Here is a 20623-nt window from a genome sequence, read left to right on the forward strand (position 1 = left end):
GGGCGCTCAGCCTCGCGCCGCTTCCCGGGCCGAGCCAAGCCCGGCCACCGCCTTGCGCGTCTCCGGGTGCTCCGCTCCCAGCACCTCTTCGAACCCCTCGACCGCGTATTCGTAGGCCTGCACCGCATCCGCCCACTCCCCGCGGCGGAAGTGGACCCGCGCCACCGTGGCCAGGGCGCGCACCAGCTGCGGATGCCCCGGCGGCCAAGGCGCCGACGCCAGCGCGGCCCGCGCGTAGTGGTCCGCATCCGCCGTCCGGTCGGTCTCCACCAGGGCGCGGGCGAGCAGCAGCCGGGCGTCCCACGTCGCCGGGTCCTCCGGGCCGGGGTGCGCCAGGCGGGCGGCCAGCAGCTTTTCCGCCGCCGACACCGCTTCCTCCAGCCGGCCGGAGAGCAGGAACGCGTAGGCCACCCACGCCTGTCCCGCGGATCCGGCACCGCCGTCGCCGGCCGCGTCGACCAGCTCGTGCGCGGCTCTGAGCAGCGGGCCGGGCGCACCCAGCTCCGCCTGGATCGTCTTGCGGACGAAATCGGCCGGCTGCCCGTCCGGCAGCTGCCGCAGCAGCTGCTCCGCCTCGTCGAACCGGCCCAGCTGCACCAGAAGCTGGGCGATCGCGATCCGGAACCCGTCGCCGAGCGTGCGGTAGACCTCGATCGCCGCCGCGTAGCGGCCCGCGCGCAGCAGGGCGGCCGCCGCGCCCGCATCACAGCGGGCCACCGAGTCGTGGTCCGCGCCCCTGACGTAGACCAGGGCGGCGCGCACCTCGGCGAACAGGGCCAGCGCCTCGTCCACCCGGCCGGCCGCCGAGCAGCAGGTGGCGACGAGGTACCAGGACTCCAGCGTCGTGCCGTGCCGCGGGCCCAGCACGCGGGCCTGGTCGGCGGCGAGCTCGCGCAACCACGCCTCCGCGCCCTGGTCCCGCAACGCGGCGAGCCGGTCCCCGATCCGGCGCCGCAGGTCCAGTGCGGCCGTGCTGTCCCCGCGGCGCTGCCGTGCCAGCTTCGCGCGCAGCCGCTTGACCTCCTCGCGCAGCTGCGCCGGCGTCGTCATGCCCCGGTGAGCGTCGCCAGCAGGGTGTGGGCCTCGGCCCGCAGGCCGTCCGTCGGCTCCGGCAGCCCGACCAGCCGGACCACGCCGTCCGCGCCCTCGCGGACGTGGGCCTCAACGTCCAGCTCCGGGTCGTCGCGGCGGATCACCGCGATGCTCTCCACCAGGCCGAACACCAGGTCCGTGCGGATCGGGACCGACGACGGCTCGACGCCGGAAGCCGCCACCAGGCGGCCGTAAGCCGCCTTCAGGTCGGCGCGCTCGGCGCGGAAGCGGGCCAGGTTCGGGGAGGCCACCTCCGGCAGCAGGTACAGCGCGCCCAGGTTGTGCCGCGCGCCGCCGAGGAGGCCGATGTCCGCGTACGCCAGCGCCCACAGGCGGACCGCGACCGGCGCCGATTCCGCCACCAGGCGCGCCGCCAGGGCCAGGGACGGGCGGACCGTCTCGGCCAGCAGCGCCGCGAGGATGTCTTCCTTCGCCGGGAAGTGGTAGTAGAGCGACGCCTGCCGCAGGCCCGCGCGCTCGGCGATCGCGCGGGTCGTCGTCGCCGCGTAGCCGGCTCCCGTGAACAGCTCGCCCGCCGCGTCGAGGACGGCCTGGCGCGCGTCCGGCCGGTTGGCCGCCGCGCCACTCGCTCTGGGCCTGCCGACCCCCGCTTTCACCACGGCCGTGATCTTGCCAGGTCGGCGGCCCGGGCACGTACTCCGCGGTGCGGTTACCCCCACATGTCGCCGTTGACGTCCGGTCGGCCCGGCCGTTAACGAGCTCCTAACGCGCCGGAGATCGGGCAGTCCCGGCGCGGCCCTAATTTCTGTCAAGCGACCGAAAAAAGGAGTGCGCATGCCCGACGATCTCGCCGCCTTCGGTTACCGCCAGGAGCTCCGCCGGTCGCTGGGCGGGTTCTCCGCCTTCGCCGCCGGCTTCTCGTTCGTCTCGATCCTCACGACCGTCTTCCAGCTCTTCGGCTTCGGCTACACCTTCGGCGGCCCGCTCTTCTTCTGGACGTGGCCGGCCGTCCTCGCCGGCCAGCTGCTCGTCGCCCTCACCTTCGCCGAGCTCGCCGCGCGCTACCCGCTCGCCGGATCCGTCTACCAGTGGGCGAAACAGCTCACCCGCGGCTTCCTCGGCTGGCTCGCCGGCTGGATGATGCTGCTCGGCTGCGTCGTCGCCCTGGCGGCCGCGGCGATCGCGCTGCAGGTGGTCCTGCCTTCGGTGTGGGACGGCTTCCAGCTCGTCGGCGGCGACCCGTCGGTGACGACCCCGAGCGGCGCGGCGAACGCCGTCCTCCTCGGCACGCTCCTGCTCTTCTTCACCACCGCGGTCAACGCCGGCGGGGTCCGGCTGATGGCGCGGATCAACGACGTCGGGGTCGCGGCCGAACTGCTCGGGGTCGTCGTGCTCATCACCGGGCTCGGGCTGTTCGCCGTCCGGGGCCCGCAGGTGGTGCTGCACGACGCGCCGGGCACGGGGGCCGGCGTCGGCGGCGTACTCGCCTCGGCGCTCATGGCCGCCTACGTCCTCTACGGCTTCGACACCGCCGCGTCGGTCGCGGAGGAGACGAAGAACCCGCGGCGCACCGCTCCCCGCGCCGTGCTGCGGGCCGTGCTGGTGTCCGGGATCGGCGGGCTCGCCGTGGTCGTCACCGCGCTGATGGCCGCGCCGAGCCTGACCGACGGGCAGCTCGCCGGCCACGGCCTGCCGTACGTGATCACGGCCGTCTTCGGCGACACCCTGGGCCGCGTCTTCCTCGCCGACGTCGCGATCGCCGTCGTGGTCTGCACGCTGACCATCCAGACCGGCACCGTCCGGCTGGTCTACGCCATGGCCCGCGACGGCGCGCTCCCCGCGTCCACCCGACTTTCGTCGGTGAATCCGCGCACCGGGACGCCGGTCGCGCCCGCGCTGCTGTCCGGCGGGCTCGCGATCGCGCTGCTGCTGCTCAACGTCGGCAACCCGACCCTGTTCAGCACCGTCACCGGGACGTCCGTGGTCGTCGTCTACCTGGCGTACCTGCTGGTCACCGGCCCGTTGCTCGTGAACCGGCTCCGCGGGCGGTTCCCCGCCGAGCCCGGCCGGTTCTCCCTGGGGCGGTGGGGTGTTCCAGTGAACGGGGCAGCCGTCCTCTACGGGATCGCGATGATCGTCGACATCGCGTGGCCGCGCCCGGAGATCTACGACCTGTCCGGTTCGGGCTCCCCCTGGATGCTCCTGTTCCCGATAGAGTTCGTCGGCGGCGCACTGGTGATCGGCTGGCTCTGCTGGCTGCGGCTGCGCCCCGCTCCCGCCCTCGAACCCGCGATCTGAGAGAGGACGTCCATGAGCACCACCGCCACCACCTACGGCGCCCGCGACCACGCCCGGGCCCAGGCCGGCACCGTGGTCGAAACGATGCCGTCGATCCCGGCGAGCAGCTGGCCGTCGCCGCCCGGCGTCGCCGCCGAGGCGCTGACCTGGGCCGAGACCGTGGCCGGGGGCGGCTACACGCACAAGGTCCTGGCCCGCGGCACACGGCTGCGGCTGACCGACGTCGAGGGCGACGCCTGCGCGCACGTGCTGCTGTTCAACGCGGACCAGCCGTGGGAGCGGCTCAACGTCGCCGACACCGTGAAGGTGCAGTGGAACGCCTACCTCGGCGAAAAGGTGGCGCTGCTGTCGGACCAGGCGCGCGTGCTGGCCACGATCGTCGCGGACTCCAGCGGGCACCACGACGCGCTGTGCGGGACGTCCACTGTGGACGGCAACACCGAGCGCTACGGCGACGGCGCGCCCCAGGGACCCGCCCCCGCCGGGCTGCCGCTGTTCACCTTGGCCGCGGCCAAGAACGGCCTCGGGCCGCGGGACATCCCGCCCAGCCTGTCGTTCTTCCAGGGCGTGCGGGTCCAGCCCGAAGGCGGCCTCGAGTTCACCGGCTCCGCGGGGGCCGGGAAGGCCGTCGACCTGCGGATCGAAATCCCGTCGGTCGTGCTGATCGCGAACGTGCCGCACCCGGTGGACCCGCGGCCGGGCTACACCGCGACGAACCTCGAGATACTCGCCTGGCGCGACACACCGTCCACACCGGACAGTCCCGAATGGACGCACACGCCCGAGGCGCAGCGCGCGTTCGAGAACACCGCCGACTACCTGACCGCCCGGGGGATCGCATGAGCACGGCATACGAGTCCCGGCTGGAGCTGACCTTCGACGTCCCGGCGCGAGCGCCGTTCTCCACCCTGCTCAAGCAGGGCAGCGAGCTGGCGATCATCGACCTCGGCGGCAACCAGGCCGTCGACTTCCTCTGCTACGACGCGAACGACACGGCGAAGCGCTACAGCGCCGCGGCGACGATCGCCGCGCAGGGGAACATCTTCCTCACCACGGGCAGCGTGCTGCGCACCCAGGAGGGCGCACCGCTGCTGACCGTCGTCGCCGACACCTGCGGCCGCCACGACACGCTCGGCGGCGCGTGCAGCAAGGAGTCCAACAGCCTCCGCTACGGCCAGCACACCCGCTTCCAGCACGCCTGCGTCGAGAACTTCCTCAGCGAAGGCGCGAAGTGGGGGCTGGGCAAGCGCGACCTGGTCAGCAACGTCAACTGGTACATGAACGTGCCGGTCGAGGCGGACGGCACGCTCGGCATCGTCGACGGGATCTCCGCGCCGGGCCTCGAAGTCCGGCTGCGCGCCGAGACCGACGTCCTCGTGCTCGTGTCGAACTGCCCGCAGATCAACAACCCCTGCAACGGGTTCGACCCGACGCCGGTGCGCATGGTCGTGACGTCCCCCGGAGGCGGCGAGTGAGGCTGCTCGTCGCCAACCGCGGCGAGATCGCCGTCCGGATCCTGCGCACGGCCCGGGAACTCGGGCTCGAGACCGTCGCCGTGCACTCCGACGCCGACCGTCTCGCCCCGCACGTCCGGCTCGCCGACCGGGCCGTGCGGCTCGGCCCGGCACCGGCCGCGGAAAGCTACCTGCGGGCCGACGCGATCGTGGCCGCCGCGCTCGAAACCAGCTGCGACGCCGTGCACCCCGGGTACGGGTTCCTGTCCGAGGACGCGGCGTTCGCGCGGTCCTGCGAGGACGCCGGGCTCGCGTTCGCCGGGCCGGCCCCGGAGCACCTGGAGGTGTTCGGCAGCAAGCACACCGCGCGCGAGGCGGCCGTCGCGGCGGGCGTGCCGCTGCTGACCGGCACCGGCCTCCTGTCCGATGTGGACGAAGCGCTGGCGCGGGCGGACGCCATCGGCTACCCGGTGATGCTCAAGGCGACCGGCGGCGGGGGCGGGATCGGCATGCGCGCCTGCGCGACGCCGGACGAGCTGCGCGCGGCCTGGGAATCCGTGCAGAGCATCGCGGCCAAGAGCTTCGCGAACTCCGGTGTGTTCCTCGAACGGCTGGTGCGCCACGCCCGGCACGTCGAGGTCCAGGTGTTCGGTGACGGCTTCGGCGAGGTCCTGGCGCTGGGCACGCGCGACTGCTCGCTGCAGCGGCGCAACCAGAAGGTCGTCGAGGAGTGCCCGGCGCCGGACCTGCCGGACGCGGTCCGCGGCCGGCTGGTGGACTCGGCCGTCGCGCTGTGCTCGTCGGTGCGGTACCGCTCGGCGGGCACGGTCGAGTACGTCTACGACCCCGAACGCGGCGAGGCGGCGTTCCTCGAGGTCAACACGCGGCTGCAGGTCGAGCACCCGGTCACCGAAGCCGTGTACGGCGTCGACCTGGTCGCCTGGATGCTGCGGCTCGCGCAGGGCGACCGCGCGATGTTCCGCGCGGTGCCGGTCGCGCGCGGGCACGCCGTCGAGGCGCGCGTGTACGCCGAGGACCCGAGCGCCGGGCACCGGCCGAGCGCGGGCCTCGTCACGCACGTCGCGTTCCCCGCGGACGCGCGGGTGGACACCTGGGTCGAGCCGGGTACGACCGTCACCACGCACTACGACCCGTTGCTGGCCAAGGTGATCTGCACCGGCACCGACCGCGCCGGGGCCCTGGAGAACCTGCGGGAAGCGCTCGCCGCGACCCGCGTCGACGGCGTGCGCACCAACCTCGGCCAGCTGCGCGCGGCGGCCGCCGACGCGGCGTTCGGGGCGGCCGCGCACGACACGTCCACTTTGGACGGCATCGACGATGCCGAGCCGCGGATCGACGTCGTGCGCGGCGGGACGATGACGACCGTGCAGGACTGGCCGGGCCGCACCGGGTTCTGGCACGTCGGCGTCCCGCCGAGCGGCCCGATGGACGATCTTTCGCTGCGGCTGGGCAACCTCGCGCTGGGCAACCCCGAGGGCGCGCCCGGCCTCGAGTGCACTGTGGACGGGGTGACACTGCGGTTCTCGCACGCCACGCGGGTGTGCGTCACCGGGGCGCCGACCACCGTGCTCGTCGACGGCGTCGAGATTCCCCTGTGGACACCGGTCGAGGTGCCCGCCGGCGCGACGCTCGACGTCCGGGCGTGCACGGCCGGGTTGCGCAGCTACGTCCTGGTCCGCGGCGGGGTCGACGTGCCGCGGTTCCTCGGCAGCACGGCGACGTTCACCCTCGGCCGGTTCGGCGGGCACGGCGGCCGCGCGCTGGCCGCGGGCGACGTCCTCCACCCCGGGCCGGAACCCGCGGACCCCGTGGTCGGCCCGGTGGCCGAACGCCCGGAGTTCGCGTCCCACTGGACGATCGGCGCCCTGGAGGGACCGCACGCGGCACCCGAGTTCTTCACGCCCGAGGACGTCGACACGTTCTACGCCACCGATTGGCAGGTGCACTTCAACTCGGCGCGCACCGGCGTCCGGCTCGTCGGGCCGCGGCCGAAGTGGGCGCGCGCGGACGGCGGCGAGGCGGGCCTGCACCCGTCGAACATCCACGACACGCCGTACGCGATCGGCGCCGTCGACTACACCGGCGACCTGCCGATCCTGCTCGGCCCGGACGGGCCCAGCCTGGGCGGGTTCGTCTGCCCGGCGACGGTCGCCACCGGCGAGCGGTGGAAGCTCGGGCAGCTGCGCCCGGGCGACACCGTGCGGTTCGTGCCGATCGACACCGACCACGCGGCGGCGCTGCGGCGGCGGCCCGCTTCGGCCGTGACGTCCACCAGGGACGGCCGGCACGACGGCGGTGTCCTCGGGCGGCAGTCCTCTTCGGACGAAGAGCCGTCGGTCACCTACCGCCGCAGCGGCGACGACAACCTCCTCGTCGAGTACGGCGAGATGAAGCTCGACCTCGCCCTGCGGATGCGCGTGCACGCGCTCGCCGAGCGGCTGGCCGGAGAGGGCGTGCCGGGGATCGTCGACCTGACCCCGGGCATCCGGTCGCTGCAGGTGCACGTCGACCCGGACGCGCTGCCGGTCGGCAAGGCGCTGGGGCTCGTGCGCGAGCTGGAGCGGGACCTGCCGCCGACCGCGGACCTGGTGGTGCCGAGCCGCAGCGTCCGGCTGCCGCTGTCGTGGGACGACCCGGCGACCCGCGAGGCGATCGAGCGGTACATGACCGGCGTGCGCGACGACGCGCCGTGGTGCCCGTGGAACATCGAGTTCATCCGCCGCGTCAACGGACTGTCCAGTGTGGACGACGTCTACCGCACGGTGTTCGACGCGGAGTACCTCGTGCTCGGGCTCGGCGACGTCTACCTCGGTGCGCCGGTCGCAACCCCGCTGGACCCGCGCCACCGCCTGGTGACGACGAAGTACAACCCGGCGCGCACGTGGACCGCGGAGAACTCCGTCGGCATCGGCGGCGCGTACCTGTGCATCTACGGCATGGAGGGCCCGGGCGGCTACCAGTTCGTCGGCCGGACGGTCCAGGTGTGGAACAGCTGGCACGGCGGCGAGCAGCCGTGGAACCTCCGGTTCTTCGACCGGATCTCCTGGTACCCGGTGTCCGCGGACGAACTGCTGGAGCTGCGCGCGCAAAGCTCGTCCGGGCAGCTCGCGCTCGACACCCGCGACGGTGAGTTCAAGCTGGCCGACTACCAGAAGTTCCTGGCGGACAACGCCGGCAGCATCGCCGGATTCCGGGCGACGCAGTCGGCGGCGTTCGAAGCCGAACGGCGGGCGTGGGCCGCGGCGGGCGAGTTCGACCCGAAACCGGAACCGGTGACGCGGCCGCCGAAGCGCGTCGAGGCGCCGCCGGGCGGGCACGTCGTCGAGGCGCCGTTCGCGGCGACGGTGTGGCGGGTCGACGTCGCGGCGGGCGAGCGCGTCGAAGACGCCCAGTCGCTGGTGACGCTGGAAGCGATGAAGACGGAGGCGCGGATCCCCGCGCCGGCCGGCGGTGAGGTGGTCGAAGTGCTCGTGTCCCCCGGCGACCAGGTCGCCCCCGGCACGCCCCTGGTGGTGCTCGGATGAGCCTCGTCGAGCGCGTCCGGGCCGCGTACCGCCGGATCGAGCAGGTGGACCGGCCGGAGATCTGGATCGACCTGCGGCCCGAAGCCGAGGTGCTGGCCGAAGCCGCGGCGCTGGGGGAACGCGGGCTGCCGCTGCACGGCAAGCTCGTCGCGGTCAAGGGCAACATCGACGTCGCGGGCCTGCCGACGACGGCGGGCTGCCCGGCGTACGCGTACAAGCCGGAGGCGGACGCGCCGGTCGTCGCGCGGCTGCGGGCCGCCGGGGCGCTGGTGCTCGGCACCACGAACCTGGACCAGTTCGCGACCGGGCTGGTCGGGACGCGCAGCCCGTACGGCGCGGTGCGCAACGCCGTCGACCCGGCGTACGTGTCGGGCGGGTCCAGCTCGGGCTCGGCGGTGGCCGTCGCGCTGGGCATCGTGGACCTGGCGCTGGGCACGGACACCGCGGGGTCCGGCCGGATCCCGGCGGCGTACAACGGGATCGTCGGGCTCAAGCCGACACCCGGCCTGCTGCCGACCGAGGGCGTCGTCCCGGCGTGCGCGAGCATCGACTGCGTGTCCCTGTTCGCGCGGACGGTCGAGGAGGCGTCGTTCGCCCTGACCTGCCTGGCCGAACCCGCGCAGGTCCACACGGGACGGTTCCGCCTCGGCGTGCCCGACCACCTCGGCCCCCTCGCGGACGGCTGGGCGGCGGCCTTCGCGGCCGTCGTCGAGGACTACGCCGCGGCCGGCGCCGAAGTGACCACTGTGGACATATCGGCTTTTCTCGAGGCCGCGCAACTGCTGTACGGCGGCGCGTTCGTCGCCGAGCGGTACACGGCGGTCGGCGAGTTCCTGGACGCGCACCCGGACGACTGCGACCCGGTCGTGCACGGCATCATCACCGGCGCCCGGGACATCCCGGCCCACCGGCTGTTCGCGGACCAGGCGAAGCTGACCGGACTGCGCGCCGAAGCACTGGCGACGCTGGCCGGCGTCGACGCGCTGCTGGTCCCCACGACGACCGAGCACCCCACGATCGCCGAGGTCGCCGCGGACCCGGTGGCGGTCAACGCGCGGCTGGGCCGGTTCACCAACTCGACCAACCTGTTCGGGCTGTCCGCCCTCGCCGTCCCGGCGGACCCGGTGGCCGGGCGCCCGTTCGGCGTGATGCTGGTCGGCGCCCCGCACGACGACCTGAAACTGGCGGCGCTGGCGGGCCTGCGCGGCGAGCGGGTCCCGATCGTCGTGGTCGGCGCGCACCTGCGCGGGCAGCCGCTGAACCACGAACTGACGTCGAGGGGCGGCCGGTTCGTCTCGGAGGTGTCCACTTCGGCGTCGTACCGGCTGTACGCGCTGGACACGGTCCCGCCGAAGCCGGGGTTGGTTCGCGTCCCGTCCGGCGGCGTCCCGATCGCGGCCGAGGTCTGGGAGCTGCCGGCCCGCGGGTTCGGCGAGTTCGTCTCGCGGATCCCGGCGCCCCTGGCGATCGGGAAGGTGGAACTGGCGGACGGCTCGAGGGTGTCCGGGTTCCTGTGCGAACCGGCGGCGACGGAGGGCGCGGAAGACATTTCCGCCAAGGGCGGTTGGCGGGCGCACCTCGGCGGGTAACGATCAGCTGCCCGGCGCGGTAACGAGCCTTCAGCGACCGCGCCGGGCCTGCCGATGTACCCGGTAACAACTCCCCGGAGGCGGCCATGACCACGGCGACCGAAACCCCGCTCGTCCACTCCTACCTCTACCTGCGCCGGGCGATCGGGCTGATCGGCCTCGCGCTGCCGTTCGTCCTGATCTTCGGCAAGCAGCTCGTGCAGGGCGGCGACCTCATCGGGTCCCTCAGCGGCTACTACTACAGCGATCTGCGGGACGTCTTCGTCGGCGCGATGTGCGCGGCCGGGGTGTTCCTGCTCGCGTACTACGGCCACGACCGCGTCGACAACATCGCGAGCACCGTCGCCGGGCTCGGCGCGATCGGGCTCGCGCTCTTCCCGACCACGCCCGGCGGGACCGTGACGGGCTGGGACCGCACTTCGGGCGTGCTGCACCTGGTGTTCGCCGCGGTGTTCTTCCTCTCCCTCGCCTACTTCTGCCTGCGCCTGTTCCCCCACGACGGCGAGCAGCCGCCCGGCGTCGGCGTCGTCTACCGCGTCTGCGGTGTCGTGATCCTCGCCGCCCTGGTGCTCATCGCCGTGACGAGCCGGCTGCAGCTGGTGCCCGAGATGCACCCGGCCCTGTGGCTGGAGAGCGCCGCGGTGTGGGCGTTCGGCGTCGCGTGGCTCGTCAAGGGCGGGACGCTCACGCCCAAGAGTGTGCCGTAGCCCACTCGACCGGGCCACACCACTGGTTACCGACGGGTAACAAGGGCTATCGTGCGGGCAGTGACAACCGGGGCTTGGCCCCGGGCCGGGGGCTCCGCCACCCGGACCCCCGAACGAACGCAGACGTCTACTAATGGAGCATTCGTGGCCGCACCAGCAACGCCGCTCGCGCCGAACGCGCGGGGCGTGCGCAACGTCGCCTTCGTCGAAGGGGTACGGACCCCCTTCGGCAAGGCCGGCGACAAGGGCATCTACGCCGGGACCCGCGCCGACGACCTCGTCGTCAACGCCATCCGCGAGCTGCTGCGGCGGCACCCGGAGCTGCCGCCCGAGCGCGTCGACGAGGTGGCCATCGCCGCCACCACCCAGATCGGCGACCAGGGCCTGACCATCGGCCGCACGGCCGCGCTGCTGGCCGGGCTGCCCAAGTCGGTGCCCGGCTTCGCGATCGACCGCATGTGCGCCGGCGCGATGACCGCCGTCACGACCGCCGCGTCCGGCATCGGCTTCGGCGCCTACGACATCGCCATCGCCGGCGGCGTCGAGCACATGGGCCGCCACCCGATGGGCGAGGGCGTCGACCCGAACCCGCGGATCATCGCCGACAAGCTCGTCGACCCGACCGCGCTCGTCATGGGCCAGACCGCGGAGAACCTGCACGACCGCTTCCCCGCGATCACCAAGCAGCGCACCGACGCCTACGCCGCGCGCAGCCAGGAGCGCTACGCCGAAGCCGTCAAGACCGGCAAGATCGGCCCGGAGCTGGTCCCCGTCGCCACCCGGTCGAAGGACCTCGGCTGGGGACTGGCCACCGAGGACGAGCCGCCGCGCCCCGGCACCACGATCGAGCAGCTCGCCGGGCTGAAGACGCCGTTCCGCCCGCACGGCCGGATCACCGCGGGCAACGCCGCGGGCCTCAACGACGGCGCCACCGCGTCGATCCTCGCCGACGAGGAGACCGCCCGCGAGCTGGGCCTGCCCGTCGCGATGCGGCTGGTCGGCTACTCCTTCGCCGGCGTCGAGCCGGAGGTCATGGGCATCGGCCCGGTGCCCGCCACCGAGAAGCTGTTCAAGCGCACCGGCCTGTCGATCGACGACATCGGCCTGTTCGAGATCAACGAGGCCTTCGCCGTGCAGGTGCTGGCCTTCCTCGACCACTTCGGCATCGACGACGAAGACCCGCGCGTGAACCAGTGGGGTGGCGCCATCGCGTGCGGCCACCCGCTGGCTTCCTCCGGCGTCCGGCTCATGACGCAGCTGGCGCGCCAGTTCGCGGAGCGGCCCGACGTGCGGTACGGCATGACGACGATGTGCATCGGCATCGGCATGGGCGGCACCGTGATCTGGGAGAACCCGGCGTTCGAGGGGGCGAAGTAATGACTTTCACCGCTGAAGAAGCGAAGGCCGCGTTCCCGGACGAGGTCGTCACCCACGCCGTGACGCGGCTGGTGAAGGTGCCCGGGCTCACCAAGCCCGTCGCGCTGATCACGCTCGACAACGGCCACGACCACACCCGGCCGAACACCTTCGGCCCCCAGGGTCTCGTGTCGTTGAACTCCGCGTTGGACAAGGCGTTCGAGGCCGAGCCCGCCGCGATCGCGGTCACCGGCAAGCCGTTCATCTTCGCCGTCGGCGCCGACCTCTCCGGCGTCGAGTCCGTGAGCGACCCGGAGCTGGCGCGCGAGATCGCCCAGACCGGGCACGACGTCTTCCGCCGCCTCACCGAGACCGAGATCCCGACGTTCGGCTTCATCAACGGCGCGGTCATGGGCGGCGGCCTGGAGCTGGCGCTGTCCTGCCACTACCGGACGCTCTCGGAGAACACCGCCGCCATCGCGTTCCCCGAGGTCTTCCTCGGCCTGTTCCCGGGCTGGGGCGGCACGCAGCTGCTGCCGAACCTCATCGGCGCGGACGCCGCCGTCACGGTGATCATCGAGAACGCCCTGGCGCAGAACAAGATGCTGAACGTCAAGCAGACGGCCGAGCTCGGCATCGTCGACGCGGTCTTCGGCTCGGCCGACTACCTCGAGCAGTCGCTGCTGTGGCTGGCGAAGGTGGTCAACGCCGAGATCACCCCGGCCCGCCGCGAGATCGACCGCGGCTCCGGCTGGGACGCCGCCATCGCCCGCGCCAAGTCCCTTGTGGACGGTCGCACGCACGGCGCGTCGCCGGGCGCGACCAAGGCGGTCGAACTGCTGGAGCTGGCCCGCGAGAACGACCTCGACCGCGGTTACGCGGCCGAGACCGACGGCCTCGCCGAGCTGCTCATGTCCGACGTCCTGCGTGCCGGGCTGTACTCGTTCAACCTGGTCAACAAGCGCGCCAAGCGCCCGGCCGGCGCGCCGGACAAGTCGTTGGCCCGCAAGGTGAACAAGGTCGGCATCGTCGGCGCCGGCCTGATGGCCAGCCAGCTCGCGCTGCTGTTCGTGCGCCGCCTCAAGGTGCCGGTCGTGCTGACCGACGTCGACCAGGAGCGCGTCGACAAGGGTGTCGGGTACGTCCACACCGAGATCGACAAGCTGCTGGCCAAGAAGCGGCTTTCGCCGGACGGCGCGAACCGGCTCAAGGCGCTGGTGACCGGCTCGCTCGACAAGGCCGCGTTCTCCGACGCCGACTTCGTCATCGAGGCCGTGTTCGAGGAGCTGGGCGTCAAGCAGCAGGTGTTCGCCGAGCTGGAGCAGCACGTCTCCCCCGAGGCGATCCTCGCGACGAACACGTCGTCGCTGTCGATCACGGCGATGGCGTCGAAGCTGCAGCACCCCGAGCGGGTCGTCGGCTTCCACTTCTTCAACCCGGTCGCCGTGCTGCCGCTGCTGGAGATCGTCCGCGGTGAGAAGACCGACGACGCGTCGCTCGCGACGGCGTTCTCGGTCGGCAAGCAGCTGAAGAAGTCCAGCGTGCTGGTGAAGGACGCGTCGGCGTTCGTCGTCAACCGGCTGCTGCTGCGCTTCCTCGGCGAGGTCCTGGTGGCCGTCGACGAAGGCACGCCGTTCGAGGTCGCCGACGGCGCGCTCGAGCCGCTCGGCCTGCCGATGTCGCCGCTGACGCTGATGCAGCTCGTCGGCCCGGCCATCGCGCTGCACGTCGGCGAGACGCTGCACGAGGCGTTCCCGGACCGGTTCACCGTGTCCGAGAACCTCGCGAAGTTCGTCAAGGCGGGCAAGAAGGGCGTCTGGGTCTGGGACGACCAGGGCAACCAGTCCCCCGACCCCGAGGTCGTCGAGCTGTGGACGCAGGGCGACCAACCGTCCACTTCGGAGCAGGTGCGCGAGCGGGCCCTGGCGGCGATCGCCGAGGAGATCCGGATCATGCTCGACGAGGGCGTGGTCGCGGAGGCGCAGGACATCGACCTGTGCCTGATCCTCGGCGCGGGCTGGCCGTTCTGGAACGGCGGCATCACGCCGTACCTGGACCGCTCCGGCGTCTCCGAGCGGGTGAACGGCAAGCCGTTCCTCGCCCCGGGCGTGGCTTCGGTCCCGGCGAGCTAGTACTCGCCCTCGCGGGGGCACTTCGGCGGCGGCGCACTGAGCTTCAGCTGCGCCGCCGTCGCGTCCGCGTCGATGACCGTGACGCGCTCGGCGGTCCGGAAGCGGGCGTGCAGCTCCTGCGCCCAGGCCTTCAGGTCGGTGCCCGGGACGGCGAGCAGCGAGACCGACGGCGGGTCCACGAAGACCCGCCGCGCCTTCGGGTCGTCGTGGAAGGAGCGCGCCGTCGCCCGCATCTCGTCGTCCGTCGGGAAGACCAGGACGACCGCCGCGCACAGCGAATGGCCCGCCAGGGGCGCCGGGTTCGTGTCGACCGGCAGGTCCGGCGGGCGCTTCAGCGCGGCGACGAAGAACGCCAGCCCGACGCCGGCGGCCAGGGCCAGCGCGATCACCGGCGCGAGCACGCGGGCCAGGGGCTTGTCGTCCACGTCCAAGATCACAGCACACGTTGGCCGCCGGGACACCCTTCGTTCACCGGCACGGCTTAGCGTCCCGCCGTGACCTCCGACAGACGCCGGTTCCTCAAGGGCGCCGGGCTCGCGGCCGCCGCCGCGGGCATTCCGCTCCCCGCCTCCGAAAACCTCGATCTCGACCGGCTGTGCGGCCGTTATCAGTGGCTGGTCGGCGACCACCACACGCACAGCCAGTACTCGTACGACGCGATGTACCGGATCGACCAGATCGCCCGCGGCGGGCGCGCGCACGGCGCCGACTGGATCGTCTTCACCGACCACGGCCACGCCGAGCACGAGAAGGTGTCGGTCGAGCCGACCGAGGCGGACTTCCTCGCCGCGCGGCGCAAGTACCCGGACCTGCTGCTGTGGCACGGCATGGAGTGGAACGTCCCGGGCGCCGAGCACGCCACGGTGTTCTTCCAGGCCGGTCCGGCACAGGCGGCCAAGCTGCGCGAGTTCGAGCGGACCTTCGACTGGCGGCTGACGAACTCCGAGGCGTCGAGCCCGGCGAACGAGGCCCTGGCGCTGCGCGCGTTGCGCTGGCTCTCCGACGAGGAACGCGCGCGGCGGATCCACGCGCCGGTCGTGCTGGTCAACCACCCGCTGCGCAACGGCCGTGTCGCGCCGCACGAGCTGCGCGCCTACCGCGACGCCGCGCCGGACATCGTGATCGGCATGGAAGGCGCGCCCGGCGCGCAGGCCGACGGCTTCCCGAAGCCGCTCGGCAACGGCGGCGCCCGCGGCGGCTACGCCAACAGCCCGGGCCCGAACTCGTGGCCGGGCTTCCCGGCCGAGGCGTACCGGACGTTCGGCGGCTGGGACTGGGCCACGGCCAAGGTCGGCGGCCTGTGGGACTCGATGCTCGCCGAGGGCAAGCCGTGGTGGATCACCACGAACTCCGACTCGCACTACAACCGCGGCGACACGCTGGTCCGGCCGGACGTGCCGGGCGACTGGTACGACACGCACGGGAAGTTCCCGGACCCGGTCGACACCGGCTCGCCGCAGCTGCTCGCGCCTTACGCCGACTTCTACCCCGGCGAGTTCAGCCGCACGTACGTCGGCGTCACGCGGCGAAGCCTCGAAGGCGTCCTCGAGGGCCTTCGGGCCGGGCGGATCTGGCTGACGCACGGCGGTCTGGCGCAGGACCTGCAGGTCGGCGTGTACGGCGGGGGTTCGTCGGCGACGCTGGGCGGCCGGCTGCGGGTGCGGCGCGGTTCGGACGTCACGCTCGTGGTGTCCGCGCGGCTGGCGTCCCGGCCGAACGGCGGCGGCTCGATCCCGCGGCTGGCCCGGTTGGACGTCGTCGCGGGGCCCGTCACCGGCCCGGTGGCCGACCCCGACACGATGACGGCACCGGGCACCCGGGTCGTCGAGTCGTTCGAGCCGCGGTGGGCGCCCGGACGGCAGGTCGTGTACCGGCACACCTTCCGGAACGTGCGGGCGCCGTTCTACACGCGGGTCCGCGGCACGTCCGGTGCCGGCGAGCCGACGCCGGACGTCCTCGGGCAGGCGAACCCGTTCGAGGACCTCTGGCTGTACGCGAACCCGGTTTTCGTCGACGTGCGCTGAAACCCCCGGCGTCGACCGTCCGATGTACTCGGTGTGAGACGACTGCTCGTCCAGGCCGTGATGACCGGGCTGCGGCTCCTGCTGCGGCTGCCGGAGCCGGTGCTGCGCGTGGTCGCCGGCCCCCCGGTGGTGGTCGACGGGCGGGCGCCGGTGCTGTCCGCCCGGGTGCTGATGCGGGTGTCGCGGCTCGCGCCCTTCGACGCGCCACACCAGAACGGCAGCCTCGCGCGGGCCCGGGCGGAGCTGAACCTGGCGGGCGCGCTGGCCGGCGCCGGGATCTGCCCGGGCGTCCGGACGCGCGACTCGTCGTGGCCCGGGCCGGGCGGGCCGCTGCCGCTGCGGCTGTACGAACCGGCCGGGCTGCCGTCGCCGGGTCCGGCGATCGTGTACTTCCACGGCGGCGGGATCGTGCTCGGCAGTCTCGACACGCACGAAGGCGCGTGCCGGCTGCTGGCCGAGGAGGCCGGCGTGCGGGTGCTGTCGATCGGCTACCGGCTGGCGCCGGAACACCCGTTCCCAGCGGCGGCTTCGGACGCCGTGGCGGCGTTTTCCCACGTGTCGTCCCATTTTCAGGACTACGGCGTGGACCCGGCCCGGCTCGCGGTGGGCGGCGACAGCAGCGGCGGCAACCTCGCGGCGGTGGTCGCCCACGCGGCGGCCCGCGGCGAGCTGCCACGCCCGGCGTTCAGCCTGCTGCTGACCCCGGCGACGGACGCACTCGGCTCGTCGGAGTCCCACCGCCGGTTCGGCTCCGGCTTCCGCCTCGACCGGGACGAATGGGCTTGGTACCGCTCGCAGTACCTGCGCGACCCCGGTTCCTACCAAGACCCCCGAGCCTCGGTCCTCTACGACGACGCCCTGGCCGGCCTCCCGCCGACGTACGTGGCAACGTGCGGCTTCGACCTGCTCCGCGACGAAGGCGAGGCCTACGCTCGCCGCCTCGCCGCAGCCGGAGTTCCCGTGGTCCACCGCTGTCACGAAGGCCAGCTACACGGCTTCGCGAACCGCGTCGGCATAGACCCGGACGCCCGCGCGGCGATGCTCCACGCGGCCGGAGTCCTCCGCGCCGGCCTCGCACTCAGCCGGTCGTGAGGGACAGCCGCGGCAGACTTCTACCGCACGGGCAGGTGGACCGTCACGCCGAGGCCGCCGCCCACGATCGGTTCTGCCGCCACGCTTCCGCCGTGGGCCGCCACGGCCGCGCGGACGATCGACAGCCCGAGCCCGGCGCCGTGCCGGGCCGTGCGGGCCACCCCGGCCCGGCGGAACGGCTCGAACAGCTCGGCCACCGCCGCCGGGTCGACGAGCCCGCCCGACGACCGGACCCGCAGCGTCGACCACTGCGGCCCGGCCTGGGTCGCGACCTCCAGCCAGCCACCCTCGACGTTGTGGCGGACGGCGTTCTCCAGCAGGTTGCCCGCGATCCGCTCCAGCAGCGCCGGGTCGCCGAACGCGGGCGCCGGCGCCATCGCGAACGACGCCCGGATGCCGCGCTTCTCGGCCTCGAGCCGCACCGCGTGCCACGCCCGGTCGACGACGACCACCAGGTCGACCGGCTCGCGGACGCCGAGCCCGGCGCCGTCGGTGCGGGCCAGCAGCAGCAGCGAGTTCACCAGCTGCCCGGCGCGCTCGGTGGCGTCGCGGACCACGCCGCCCATCCGGCGCAGCTCGGCCTCGTCGGCGGCGTCGTCGGTCAGGGTGACGTCCAGCTCGGTGCGGATCACCGACAGCGGCGTCCGCAGCTCGTGGCTCGCGTTCGCGACGAAGTGGCGTTGCGCGTCGAACGCGGCCTGGAGGCGGTCGAGCATGTCGTCGAACGTGCTCGCCAGCTCCGCCAGCTCGTCACGCGACCGCACCTCGCCGATCCGCTCCCCGAGCGACTCGACCGACAGCCGCCGCGCGGTGCCGGTGATCTCGCGCAGCGGCAGCAGGACGCGCGAGGTGAACGTCCAGGCGAGGATCGCCGCGGCCGCCACCACCAGCAGGAACGCGATCGAGCCGAACAGCAGCATCCGGTCGCGGGCGTGCACGCGCAGGTGCTCGGCCAGCGTCGACGCGTCGACCTGGACGCCGTCGACGACCACCACGCTGCCGGGCGGCATCTGCGGGACCGCGTCGAGCGAGTCCCGCACCAGCGTCCAGGCCAGCCACAGCAGCAGCAGGCTGACGGCGGCGACCAGCACGGTCGCCAGCAGGGTGATCCGGGCGCGGAGGCTGCGGGTGCCCGGCAGGTTCACGCGCGTTGTACGCCGGGCTCCGGCACCCGGTACCCGGAGCCGACGACGGTCTCGATGATCCCCGGCTCGCCGAGCTTCTTGCGCAGCGTCATGACGGTGACCCGGACCGTCGTGGTGAACGGGTCGGCGTTCTCGTCCCAGACGCGTTCGAGCAGTTCCTCGCTGCTGACCACGGACCCGGCGGCCTGCAGGAGGACCTCGAGCACGCCGAACTCCTTGCGCGTCAGCTCGACGGGCCCGCTCGCCCGGCGCACGGTGCGCTTGGCGGGGTCGAGCTCGACGTCGCCGGCGGTGAGCAGCGGCGGCGCGGCCGGCGTGGCACGGCGGCCCAGCGCCCGCACCCGCGCGACGAGCTCGGGGAAGGCGAAGGGTTTCGCGAGGTAGTCGTCGGCGCCGAGCGACAGCCCGTCGACGCGGTCGGACACCGAACTGCTCGCGGTGAGCATGAGCACCCGGGTCAGCTCCCCGGACGCGACGATCTCCCGGCACAGCTCGTCCCCGGACATCCCGGGCAGGTCCCGGTCCAGCAACACGACGTCGTACCGCGTGACGGCGGCCTTCTCGTGCCCGTCGTCCCCGGTGAGCGCGACGTCCACGGCCATGCCCTCCCGGCGCAGCCCGCGCGCGATCGCATCGGCCAGGGGTTCTTCGTCCTCGACTACCAAAACTCGCACGAACCCACAATCCCATATTTTCCTGAGAGTGCCCTTTAAGGACTTTGTGGATCCGGTGAAGCCCACCGGAGGGCGAACCACAGCCGCATCCGGGCCTCGGGATCCGCCAAATCCACTCCCAGCGCCTTCTCCACCTGCGCGATCCGGTGCCGGACGCTGTTGCGGTGCACGCCCAGTTCCGCGGCCGTCGGCTCCCAGCCGCCGTGGTGGGCCAGCCACGTCCGCAAGGTGCGCACCAAGGACCGGTCCCCCGCCGCGTCCAAGGCCACCAGCGGTTCCAGGGCCTTCGCCGCGAACCCCGCCGCGGCGCCCGGGGTGACCAAAGCGTCGAAGTCCAGGGGCGAGTCCCCCGCGACCACCGGACGGCCGAGCGCCTGCGCCCGCGCCAGCAGCAAGTCGACCTCGCTCTCGGACAGCCGTGCGGCCGGTGCCGGGGAACCCACCGCCGCCAGCCAGCCGTGGGCGCGCAGGTCCTCCAGCGCCGGGAGCGGCGGCGCGGACCCCGCGATCGCCACGAACCGGCCGGACCGGACCGAGACCAGCGGCGTGTCGAGCCGCGCGCGCAGCCAGTCGGGTCGCTGGGCCGCCTCGTCCGGTCCCCGCCGGTGGGCCACCCCGGCGACCAGCCGGACGACGTCCGAGCCGACCAGCGCGCGGGCGACCTCCCCGGGCGCCGCCCGGCCCAGCAGCAGCCCGGTCGCCGCCGCGCCCAGCTCGGCCGCGTCCGACCCCGCCCGGCCCACCAGGCCCAGCAGGGCCGCGCCGACCGCGAGGATGGCCCGCTCGGCGCCGTCGAAGCGCCGGGACCGGCCGACGACCACCAGGTGCGACGCCGTCGCCTGCGGGTACACCGGCTGGACCACCACGAACCCGGCACCGAGCTCGGTGGTCGCGCTGCGGATGCCGCTGCCCGCCCGCACGGTCGCCACCAGCTCGCGGACCTCGGGCGGCAACGGCGTGGGCGCGTCGTGCGCCGAGGCCAGGACGTCTCCGGCCCCGACCAGCGCGACCCACGACCGCAGCTGCCCGGCCAGCGACGACGTCAGCTCGCCCAGCCCGCCACCGGCCGCGCGGGTCAACGCCTCCCGCGCCACCGTGATCCGCCGCTGCTCGCGCTGCCCGGCCTCGGTCAGGGCGACCGACACCGCCCGGTTGACCGCGAGGAACGGCGTCCGCGCGGGCACCACCAGCAACGGCAGCCCGTGCCGCGCGCAGGCCCGGCGCAACGGCTCGGGCAGCGTCTCGAACACCGTCGGGGTGAGCCCGAACCCCAGCGCCGTCACCCCGGCTTCGCGCAGGCCGCGCACGTACCGGTCGATCCGCTCCGGGAGGTTCACCCCCGCGGTGAGGATCAGCTCGCCACCCACCAGGTAGGGCGCGGGGTCCTGCAGCTCGCTGACGTGGGCCCAGCGCACGGGCAGGTCCAGCGCGCCCGGCCGCAGCGTCTCGCGGACGACCTCCAGGGCGAGCTCCCGGTTGCCGACCACGTCCCGTAACGGGACATTCACTTCGGCGGACAACGATTCCAGGTTTTGGGTCATCACATCCCCGAAC

At 73.5% G+C, this 20623-nt stretch carries 16 protein-coding genes; 10 read left to right on the plus strand and 6 right to left on the minus strand.

What is annotated here, in order from left to right; translation table 11 throughout:
• Positions 1–6: 6 nt before the first annotated feature.
• Both ACYVLJ_RS13590 and ACYVLJ_RS13595 read right to left on the minus strand, forming a co-directional pair.
• The gene (locus tag ACYVLJ_RS13590; RefSeq protein WP_460438874.1) at positions 7–1050 is read right to left on the minus strand and encodes a tetratricopeptide repeat protein; all 1044 of its coding nucleotides are present in this window, start codon (positions 1048–1050) and stop codon (positions 7–9) included.
• Positions 1047–1712 carry a TetR/AcrR family transcriptional regulator gene (locus ACYVLJ_RS13595; protein WP_460438875.1) on the minus strand — a complete coding sequence of 222 codons (666 nt, stop codon included), beginning with the start codon at positions 1710–1712 and terminating at the stop codon, positions 1047–1049. Before ACYVLJ_RS13595 ends, ACYVLJ_RS13590 begins: the two co-directional genes overlap by 4 nt.
• Positions 1713–1881: 169 nt before the next feature.
• Between ACYVLJ_RS13595 and ACYVLJ_RS13600 the strand changes: the two genes are divergently transcribed.
• From ACYVLJ_RS13600 to ACYVLJ_RS13635, 8 genes are all read left to right on the plus strand, one after another.
• Entirely contained in the window at positions 1882–3351 is a 1470-nt protein-coding gene (locus tag ACYVLJ_RS13600) for an amino acid permease (protein ID WP_451973383.1), read from the plus strand.
• Between the two features lie 12 nt (positions 3352–3363).
• A complete protein-coding gene (locus ACYVLJ_RS13605; protein ID WP_460438876.1) occupies positions 3364–4194 on the plus strand; it encodes an urea carboxylase-associated family protein in 831 nt (276 codons plus the stop codon).
• Entirely contained in the window at positions 4191–4826 is a 636-nt protein-coding gene (locus ACYVLJ_RS13610; protein WP_451973387.1) for an urea amidolyase associated protein UAAP2, read from the plus strand. Before ACYVLJ_RS13605 ends, ACYVLJ_RS13610 begins: the two co-directional genes overlap by 4 nt.
• Positions 4823–8350, plus strand: coding sequence for an acetyl-CoA carboxylase biotin carboxylase subunit family protein (gene uca, locus ACYVLJ_RS13615; RefSeq protein WP_460438877.1), 3528 nt, complete (start codon positions 4823–4825; stop codon positions 8348–8350). Before ACYVLJ_RS13610 ends, uca begins: the two co-directional genes overlap by 4 nt.
• Positions 8347–9939 carry an allophanate hydrolase gene (locus ACYVLJ_RS13620; protein ID WP_451973391.1) on the plus strand — a complete coding sequence of 531 codons (1593 nt, stop codon included), beginning with the start codon at positions 8347–8349 and terminating at the stop codon, positions 9937–9939. The genes uca and ACYVLJ_RS13620 overlap by 4 nt, the downstream gene beginning before the upstream one ends.
• An 86-nt stretch (positions 9940–10025) precedes the next feature.
• The gene (locus ACYVLJ_RS13625; protein ID WP_451973393.1) at positions 10026–10646 is read left to right on the plus strand and encodes a DUF998 domain-containing protein; all 621 of its coding nucleotides are present in this window, start codon (positions 10026–10028) and stop codon (positions 10644–10646) included.
• 186 nt (positions 10647–10832) lie between these two features.
• A complete protein-coding gene (locus tag ACYVLJ_RS13630) occupies positions 10833–12023 on the plus strand; it encodes a thiolase family protein (protein WP_451974277.1) in 1191 nt (396 codons plus the stop codon).
• Positions 12023–14134: a fatty acid beta-oxidation multifunctional protein gene (locus tag ACYVLJ_RS13635; protein ID WP_460438878.1), complete on the plus strand. Its 2112-nt coding sequence runs from the start codon at positions 12023–12025 to the stop codon at positions 14132–14134. Before ACYVLJ_RS13630 ends, ACYVLJ_RS13635 begins: the two co-directional genes overlap by 1 nt.
• Here ACYVLJ_RS13635 and ACYVLJ_RS13640 read toward each other — a convergent pair.
• Positions 14131–14559 (minus strand): hypothetical protein, encoded by a 429-nt coding sequence (locus ACYVLJ_RS13640; protein ID WP_460438879.1) that lies wholly within the window; start codon positions 14557–14559, stop codon positions 14131–14133. The genes ACYVLJ_RS13635 and ACYVLJ_RS13640 overlap by 4 nt on opposite strands.
• A 69-nt stretch (positions 14560–14628) precedes the next feature.
• On the opposite strand from ACYVLJ_RS13640, the gene ACYVLJ_RS13645 reads away from it, so the two are divergent.
• On the plus strand, positions 14629–16158 hold the full coding sequence (locus tag ACYVLJ_RS13645; RefSeq protein WP_460438880.1) for a CehA/McbA family metallohydrolase domain-containing protein: 1530 nt from the start codon (positions 14629–14631) through the stop codon (positions 16156–16158).
• Positions 16159–16191: 33 nt separating this feature from the next.
• Complete coding sequence (locus ACYVLJ_RS13650) at positions 16192–17250, plus strand: alpha/beta hydrolase (protein WP_460438881.1); 1059 nt, start codon at positions 16192–16194, stop codon at positions 17248–17250.
• 20 nt (positions 17251–17270) lie between these two features.
• Here ACYVLJ_RS13650 and ACYVLJ_RS13655 read toward each other — a convergent pair whose 3' ends face one another.
• The 3 genes from ACYVLJ_RS13655 to ACYVLJ_RS13665 are packed head-to-tail and all read right to left on the minus strand — an operon-like array spanning position 17271 to position 20589.
• Positions 17271–18395 (minus strand): sensor histidine kinase, encoded by a 1125-nt coding sequence (locus ACYVLJ_RS13655; protein ID WP_460438882.1) that lies wholly within the window; start codon positions 18393–18395, stop codon positions 17271–17273.
• Positions 18392–19069 (minus strand): response regulator transcription factor, encoded by a 678-nt coding sequence (locus ACYVLJ_RS13660; RefSeq protein WP_451973405.1) that lies wholly within the window; start codon positions 19067–19069, stop codon positions 18392–18394. Before ACYVLJ_RS13660 ends, ACYVLJ_RS13655 begins: the two co-directional genes overlap by 4 nt.
• Positions 19070–19104: 35 nt before the next feature.
• Entirely contained in the window at positions 19105–20589 is a 1485-nt protein-coding gene (locus ACYVLJ_RS13665; RefSeq protein ID WP_460438883.1) for a PucR family transcriptional regulator, read from the minus strand.
• Positions 20590–20623: the final 34 nt, after the last annotated feature.

The sequence above is a fragment of the Amycolatopsis stemonae genome, from assembly GCF_054781455.1.